This window comes from Actinomyces oris (assembly GCF_001929375.1).
Lineage (GTDB): Bacteria > Actinomycetota > Actinomycetes > Actinomycetales > Actinomycetaceae > Actinomyces > Actinomyces oris_B.
This window is the reverse complement of sequence record NZ_MSGO01000045.1, coordinates 1-7,061: the sequence shown is the minus strand read 5'-3', so window position 1 is coordinate 7,061 and position 7,061 is coordinate 1. Positions and strand designations below refer to the sequence as shown.

Sequence of the window (7,061 nt, the reverse complement as noted above, 5' to 3'; positions counted from 1 at the left end):
GCAGGAAGTGGGGTGGAGACTTTCCGGGAGCGGGCCGACCGTGGGCGGGCCGCTCAGGGGTGCCTGGTCCTGGTACTCGGCGCCTTCGTCTTGGTCGGCGGGGTCCTGTGCCTGCTCGGTCCTGAGAAGCCACTGGGCGTCATGTTCGTGGTGGGCAGCCTGAGCCTCGCCCTGTACGGGGCGGGCAAGAAGGCCATGAGTCGCCGGATCTCGCAGTCCGCCGACTACTGGAGTCAGGGGCCCGGATGCGTCCAGTTCGGGCCCTCACGCAGCAACGGCCTGCAGGACTATCTGCCTGCTGCGGTGGCGTGGACAGGTGCGCTGAGCGCCATCGGCATGCAGCTCTTCTCCACCGCGGCATCCTCCGACGGCGTCTGGACGATTGCCTTGGCCGTCGTCGTGCTGCTCGCTTGGCTGGTGGGATGCGCGACTGTTCCCATCAGTGGTAGAGGAGCACCGGAGATCGTCCTGACGCCGGACGCGCTGTGGATCTGGACGGGTGGCGCCAAGCGCGCCTGCATCCCCTGGTCGGCGCGGCCGAATCTTGAGGCGAGCATCGTCCATCGCATGCGACCGTACGCCGTGATCACGGGTGGTGCGGGAGGGCCGGTCAACTTTCCTATCTTCGTGGTTCCCATCGGGCACGTTCAGCTTCAGTCCGTGCTCGAGTTCTACTCGATTCACGCCGAGCTGCGAGGAGAGCTCGGCACTGGCCGGGGACTGCAACGGGTTCGCGCGCTCATGTCCCCTGCCGCGCAGGCGAGCGAGAGGCCTGCGTCCACCGGCGTCCCCATGCAGGACTCGACGCCGGCGGTGGGAGCACCAGCGTCTCCGACGCCGTCACACGGTGCAGCACCGCGTCCGGGTTCTCCGTATGGGGACATCCAGTACGGCGGCTCCCAGGGCGGGCAGCCGTCCCGGGACGTGGGGGCATACGGCTCTGCGAGTTCCCAGCCTCCGATGCCTCAACCGGCGGAGCCCCTCTCCGCGGCCCCGTACGGTTCCCCAACTCCGTCTGCTCCTGCATGGCGGGGAGGCCCAGATGCGTCGTTCGAGGCGGCGCCGTACGGCGCGGCAGACGCGGAGTGCAGCGCGGGGGAGGAGGACCAGGGAGGAAAGACGGACTCCTCCAAGCCGAGTACGTGCGAGGAAGCCGATCAACGCGCTGAACGAGCGCCGTGGAGGTTCCTGTTCTGGGCTATCGTCGTCCTGGTCGGTTTCGCGTATACAACGAGCCGCACACAGACCGCGGGATTCCTTCTGGGGATGGTCCTCAGTCTGGTGCTCCTCATCCACAGCGTCGCGCTCGCTGCGGCGCGCAGGTCTCGAACAGCGGCCCCTCGGCGGTGGACCCGGAGCAGTGAGGGAATCAGTCTGCGGAACACGTGGTTCGTCCAGGTCGCGGTTCACATCGAGGCAGCACTCATGGCGCTCGGGGGCCTGCTGGCCGTCGGACTCCTGGCAGTCAGTGACCGCAGTGATCGGGGAACCGTGGTGGTGCCTTTCCTCCTGGCCATGGTCTTTATCGTGGCTGGCGCCTTCATGGGGCTGACGACGCCGTTGCCCGGGCGTTGCACGGAGATTGTCCTCGATCCGGAGCGCATCCGCTTCGCCGTGGGGACCCGCCGTGAGTCACCCTTCTGGTGGGCGGACCAGCCTCGGGTTGCGGGCATCGGCTCAGGAGGCGCGGTGCTGATGGATATCGAGCCGATGGGCCGGATCAAGGCACGTCTGGACACTCAACCGCTGAACTACGTGCAGCTACAACGAGTCGTAGCCTTCTATACACGCCATCCTGAGCTGCGCGGGGAGCTCGCCACTGAGGAAGGCCTGTGGCGTGTGCAGGGGCTCACTGGACCGGCGTCGGTGGCACCTCTGGAGCGACCGACGTCACAATACTAGTGGTAAATAGCGCTGCGATGCACAAGTGGTCTCGATAGCGTTGGAGCATGAGATCTTCTCGTGACTTCATGTTGCTGTCCCCTCCTGAGCGGGCGGAGGCCGCTGAGCCGCTGGGCGATGAGGGATCGCTCGGTCCGGACCCGGAGCGTCCGTTCGTGCCGCCTGCGCTGTACCTGCCCTCGACCGGAGTGCCCAACGCGCAGGGCACGGAGATTGAGCTGCGGCGCTTGAGAGACGGCCGGATGGCCCTGCTGGCATACACGGCCGTCGACCGCCTGGTGAAGTGCATGGGACCCAACCAGCCGTGGGCGCTGTTCCTCACGGAGAACCTTGACGAGCTTGCTGAGGCGCAGCCCTTCGACGTGGTCATGCTGGACCAGCGCATACCACGGGAACTCTGGCATCAAGAAGAAAGGAGATAGTAATGGCCAACGAAGTTAAAATAGATTATGATGATGCAGAAGATATCAAGAATAATTTTTATACCGCCCGAGATGATTTAGAGAGCGATGAAAAGGGATTTCCTGAGAGTGTGGATGGCGGCGACGGAACAGAATACATCGTCGACATGATCACTAAGATTGCTGAGGATGCAGGAGATATAGCGATTTGCTCCGGACTTGGTGGAGACAAAATGGCGAATGCTGCGAATAAAATTAATGGGGTGGACGAGAGTGTTGCCCAGACCTTCCGACAGATGGAGAAAGAAATATCATGAGTACTGGTGGGGACATTGATGTTACTATTCCCGGAAGCGAATCGTCTGTTGATGACGCCGCACGGTGGTTAGAGGGACTGCGTGACAATGCCAGCAGCGCGGCAAATTTGTTCGCTAAAAACGGATCTGGTACCGGAGTTGGGGGTGAAGTCGGTCTCGCCGTAGGTAAGTATTCAACTACCTTGTGCGATGCGGTTAAAAATGTTCATGACCGGGCAGAAAAAGCTGCAGATGTCATCCGCTCTTTTGCGGACCAGCTGTTATGGTGAAAAAATGACATGAAAGAGCATCTTGAAACGGCTAGAGGTGATGGCCTGCAGGTAGATGGAAATATCATCAGATATCCCGCGCAAGTGTCATCACCTGGAAAGTTTCCGCGGAAAGGCTCGAAGAAAGCCAGAGATGATTGGTTTGCCGCCGATGAAGCGTACGACAACTACCTAGCTATAGTTAGAGACTTTGAAAAGATCAAAGGCAGAGTCGAAGCTACGTTCAATGCGCTGAATGACTGGATAGTAAACAATCTCGTTACTGCTAAAAAGGATGCCTTGCTGGCTCCCTATTCTGGTGCGATCAAAACTTTTGTAGAGAATACAATAGGTGTCGCAACTCGAGACGGTGGATACTTGAAAAACGTTTACAGTTCGGGTGCAGATTCCTTGCGGGAAGCTGCTTATGCTTGGGCATACAACCGGGCCGCCGACAAGTCTCACAGCCCGTCAGTAAAAACTCGAAGTCGACCTCCAAGCAAAAAAGCGATTGAGAACAAGCTGAACAAGCCGAAGCCGACAGCCATGCGAAGAACCGCTGATGGGCTTGAAGCAGTCGGAGACGGCGTCCGCAAGTTCGCAGGGAAGGCGGTGGCGTTTGGCGGTCCGGCGGTCGATCTTGCAACCGGCGCCCCATTTAGCTAAAGTCGCGGCCACGACGGCTGCAGGCATAGTCACGGTGGCGCTCTTACCCGAAGCCGCTACTATGGTTGGTGTCATTGTAGTCGCTTTCGTAGCGACTGGCGTGGCAGAAGGGGTAGGTTGGCTCTATGATAATGCAATATCATTGGAGCATCGAGAGATTATTAACCACCCTTGGGAGGAAACAAAGAAAGGGGTAGGTAAAGGAGTAGATGCCGTCGGGAACTGGGCTGAAGACACTGGGAAGTACCTGGAGGATAAAGCCTCGGATGCCTGGAATAGCGTATCGGCATGGACGTGGGATAAACTTGGCATATAAGTGGCCTTTGCATTCGTAAGGTGTTGCACTTAAATCCAGTTTTGTGGATTCTCGCCGGTCCCTTGGAGGCGTCTTCTGCATACTGGCGTGCGCATGATACTGGGCGTGCGCATGCGTGGCCAGTCACCTTAAGTTACCGAGGTCGGCGTCGTCGAGGCTGCGAATGCATGATCGACAGGAAGACAGTTGCACGTGGGTAAAGTGAGACCAATGGACGAGTCGTATTCTTGTTCGGCCATGGACGCGAATCGTCTCAAAGAGGTATATTATTATGGATTCTTCGGCATCGTCCTGCTCTGTTTCAGCGTGCTATATTCCGGTATCTCATTGGCGCCGACGCTGGTGTCCTATCGCACCGGCGGGACTTATCTGGTTGCGCAGGCGTTGATGCAGTACGCGCAGTTTAGATTCGCAAAAAAGTCGTACAAGCGCTGGAACGCAAGTGGTGGTAAGGTAACGTTCGGACCCTCGTTGCTATTTCTCATATGGCAAGTCATGAACTCCATCGTTCTTATTGCTGGAGCAGCAGTGATTGGGATGATGGCTGTTGCGGGAGGCGACTCGACTACACCGCGGGCCACCATTGTTGCTGCTATGCTCACGGTCTTCTTTCTGGTCATGGCAATAATGAGTCTAGCGACGTTTCCGTTCAGTGCAATGACAGAACCGGAGATCATTCTCAACTCGAACGGAATTATTGTCTGGCCCGCAGGGAGGTACAGGACCCGAATTAATTGGGGTGATCGACCTCGCGTGATAGGCGGCCGAAGGCGCAATGGCGGGATGTTCGTTCTCATTGAGGACAAAAACGGGTTGCAATATAGCTTTCCGATGCCCTACCTTCCATTGGGGTATGTTCAATTTGAAAAAGTTATTGACTTATACTCAGATAATCCTGATGCTCGCGAGTATCTTGGTCACCGAGAAGGGTTGGTCCATGTTCGCAGGCTAATGTATTCTCCTGTTTCGTTTATCGTTGAAGACCTTAATGCTCTCAGTGAGAATAGGGGTGAACCGACAGCGGGCCGGTAAATTCGGTCTAGTTGGTTGGCCGAGTGGCTCGCGACTCTTTTTGTTTGAGGGTGCGGTGGGTGGAGCCTGTTGTCGGGTTGAATCGCCCCGGGTTTGATGGAGGCGGTGATGACAGGAAGGATCACTGTCATGGTGTTAAGGAAATACTCGTTGGAGCTGCGGGAGCGGGCCACGAGGACGGGCGTTGAAGGCGCTGGCTGGCCCGGCGTGGGCCAAGGGCGTGGTGCGCAGGATCGCTGAGGATCTGGGAGTCCACCCCGAGGAACTGCGCTCCTGGGTCAAGAAGGCTCAGGTCGATGGTGGTCTGAGGCCGGGAAACACCACCGATGGGGCGGACCGGATCAAGGAGCCGGCGTTGGAGGTCCGAGAGTTGCGACGAGCCGACGCGATCCTGAGGAGCGCATGGGTTTGTCTATTGAGGCGGAGTGTGAGCGAGCGCCCGTCTCGCTGATCTGCCAGTACATTGAGGCCAAGAAGGAGGAGCTCGGGGCCTGGTCGGTCTGCTGGACGCTGACCAGCGCAGACTGGACTGCTGGGTATTTTTCGGACAGTGCTTGTTTTGTGCTTCAGGCTGCCTTCTTCAGACCCAAGAACTCGCTTTCGACCTCGTTCGGGGTGCGATACCCTAGGGCTGAGTGAAGACGAATATGATTGTATCTCAGCTCGATCCACGAGGCAATATCCTTGATCGCCTTGTTCTTCGTGGGATACACCATCCGGTGGACTCTCTCATTCTTGAGCGTATCGTTGAACGACTCTGCCCAAGCGTTGTCCCAGCACACCCCCGTACGCCCGACCGAAGGGCGAATGCCATAAGACTTGAGGTGGTCTAGGAACTCCTGGGACGTGTACTGGCTCCCCCTGTCGGAGTGAAAGATCGTCACACCCCTGTCAATCGGGCACCTTCGTACCGCCATGTCAATGGCCTGGCACACCAGGGAGGTGTGCATGTGGTCGGCCATCGCATAACCCACAACCTTCTTAGTACAGCAGTCCAAAACCGTCGCCAGATAGATAAACCCGGACCACGTCCTGATATAGGAGGGGGCACCTCCCGCTTGCGGGGGAATGTCCCCGCACCACTTACGTCCAGGTTCGTCAGCGGTGAAGTCCCGCCGGAGCAGGTCCGGGCGCGCATCCAGGTCCTGGGCCGGCACGGTGGTTCGGACCTTTGCCCGCGGCCCGGCGGCCTGTAGCCCCAGGTCCCTCATGATGGACCGGATCGTGGAACCGTCCGCCCGCACACCACGCCGCTCCAGGACCACCTGGATACGCCGGTACCCGTAGGTGCCCTCACGAGTGCTCAAACACATCCTTAATCATCATGGCCAGCTCCTTGGACTGCTGGGTGTTTTTCGGACAGTGCTTGTTTTGTGCTTCAGGCTGCCTTCTTCAGGTCCAGGAAATCGCTTTCGACCTCGTTCGGGGTGCGATACCCTAGGGCTGAGTGAAGACGGACATGATTGTATCTCAGCTCGATCCACGAGGCAATATCGTTGATCGCCTTGTCCTTCGAGGGATACACCATCCGGTACACTCTCTCATTCTTGAGCGTAGCATTGAACGACTCCGCCCAAGCATTGTCCCAGCACACTCCCGTACGCCCCACCGAGGGACGAATACCATAAGACTTGAGGTGATCCAGGAACTCCTGGGACGTGTACTGACTCCCCCTGTCGGAGTGAAAGATCGTCACACCCTCCTCGACCGGGCACCTGCGTACCGCCATGTCAATGGCCTGGCACACCAGGGAGGTGTGCATGTGGTCGGCCATCGCATAACCCACAACCTTCTTAGTACAGCAGTCCAGAACGGTCGCTAGATAGATAAACCCGGCCCACGTCCTGATATAGGTTATGTCTCCGCACAGCTTCTTGCCGGGCTCATCTGCTGTGAAGTCCCGCCGGAGCAGGTCGGGCCGCTCGTCCAGGTCCTGGGCCGGCACGGTAGTTCGGACCTTTGCCCGTGGCTGCGCGGCCTCAAGGCCCAGCTCCCTCATGATGGAGCGGATCGTGGAACCGTCCGCCCGGACCCCACGCCGCTCCAGGACCACCTGGATACGCCGGTAACCGTAGGTGCCATCGGAGCGCTCAAACACATCCTTAATCATCATGGCCAGTTCCTCCCTCCTGATGGCCGTCTGTGACTGGGGTCGGTCGCGCCAGGAGTAGTACCCTGA

9 protein-coding genes are annotated in these 7,061 nt (G+C 58.6%); 7 read left to right on the top strand and 2 right to left on the bottom strand.

Annotated features, from left to right (window positions below):
* From BKH32_RS10660 to BKH32_RS14780, 7 genes are all read left to right on the top strand, one after another.
* Positions 1-1,902: hypothetical protein (locus BKH32_RS10660; RefSeq protein ID WP_343213302.1), on the top strand; the 1,902-nt coding region annotated here is incomplete at its 5' end.
* Positions 1,903-1,949: 47 nt separating this feature from the next.
* Positions 1,950-2,324 carry an SAV_915 family protein gene (locus tag BKH32_RS10655; protein ID WP_081376783.1) on the top strand — a complete coding sequence of 125 codons (375 nt, stop codon included), beginning with the start codon at positions 1,950-1,952 and terminating at the stop codon, positions 2,322-2,324.
* A gap of 2 nt (positions 2,325-2,326) precedes the next feature.
* A complete protein-coding gene (locus BKH32_RS10650; RefSeq protein ID WP_075250015.1) occupies positions 2,327-2,620 on the top strand; it encodes a hypothetical protein in 294 nt (97 codons plus the stop codon).
* Positions 2,617-2,889, top strand: coding sequence for a hypothetical protein (locus BKH32_RS13670; RefSeq protein WP_143222802.1), 273 nt, complete (start codon positions 2,617-2,619; stop codon positions 2,887-2,889). Before BKH32_RS10650 ends, BKH32_RS13670 begins: the two co-directional genes overlap by 4 nt.
* Positions 2,890-2,898: 9 nt before the next feature.
* Positions 2,899-3,534 carry a hypothetical protein gene (locus tag BKH32_RS13665; RefSeq protein WP_143222801.1) on the top strand — a complete coding sequence of 212 codons (636 nt, stop codon included), beginning with the start codon at positions 2,899-2,901 and terminating at the stop codon, positions 3,532-3,534.
* 526 nt (positions 3,535-4,060) lie between these two features.
* Positions 4,061-4,882, top strand: coding sequence for a hypothetical protein (locus tag BKH32_RS13660; protein ID WP_143222800.1), 822 nt, complete (start codon positions 4,061-4,063; stop codon positions 4,880-4,882).
* 220 nt (positions 4,883-5,102) lie between these two features.
* Positions 5,103-5,333: a transposase gene (locus BKH32_RS14780; RefSeq protein ID WP_430383802.1), complete on the top strand. Its 231-nt coding sequence runs from the start codon at positions 5,103-5,105 to the stop codon at positions 5,331-5,333.
* 115 nt (positions 5,334-5,448) lie between these two features.
* Here the strand turns inward: BKH32_RS14780 and BKH32_RS10640 are convergent, their stop codons facing one another.
* Both BKH32_RS10640 and BKH32_RS10635 read right to left on the bottom strand, forming a co-directional pair.
* Positions 5,449-6,189: an IS3 family transposase gene (locus BKH32_RS10640; RefSeq protein ID WP_178384625.1), complete on the bottom strand. Its 741-nt coding sequence runs from the start codon at positions 6,187-6,189 to the stop codon at positions 5,449-5,451.
* A 71-nt stretch (positions 6,190-6,260) separates the two neighbouring features.
* On the bottom strand, positions 6,261-7,061 hold an 801-nt coding region (locus BKH32_RS10635), incomplete at its 5' end, for an IS3 family transposase (RefSeq protein WP_081376782.1).

Excerpts from the sequence above, each read along its gene's own strand:
- BKH32_RS10655 (WP_081376783.1), top strand. The coding sequence starts at position 1,950 with ATGAGATCTTCTCGTGACTTCATGTTGCTGTCCCCTCCTGAGCGGGCG.
- BKH32_RS10650 (WP_075250015.1), top strand. The coding sequence starts at position 2,327 with ATGGCCAACGAAGTTAAAATAGATTATGATGATGCAGAAGATATCAAG.
- BKH32_RS13670 (WP_143222802.1), top strand. The coding sequence starts at position 2,617 with ATGAGTACTGGTGGGGACATTGATGTTACTATTCCCGGAAGCGAATCG.
- BKH32_RS13665 (WP_143222801.1), top strand. The coding sequence starts at position 2,899 with ATGAAAGAGCATCTTGAAACGGCTAGAGGTGATGGCCTGCAGGTAGAT.
- BKH32_RS13660 (WP_143222800.1), top strand. The coding sequence starts at position 4,061 with ATGGACGAGTCGTATTCTTGTTCGGCCATGGACGCGAATCGTCTCAAA.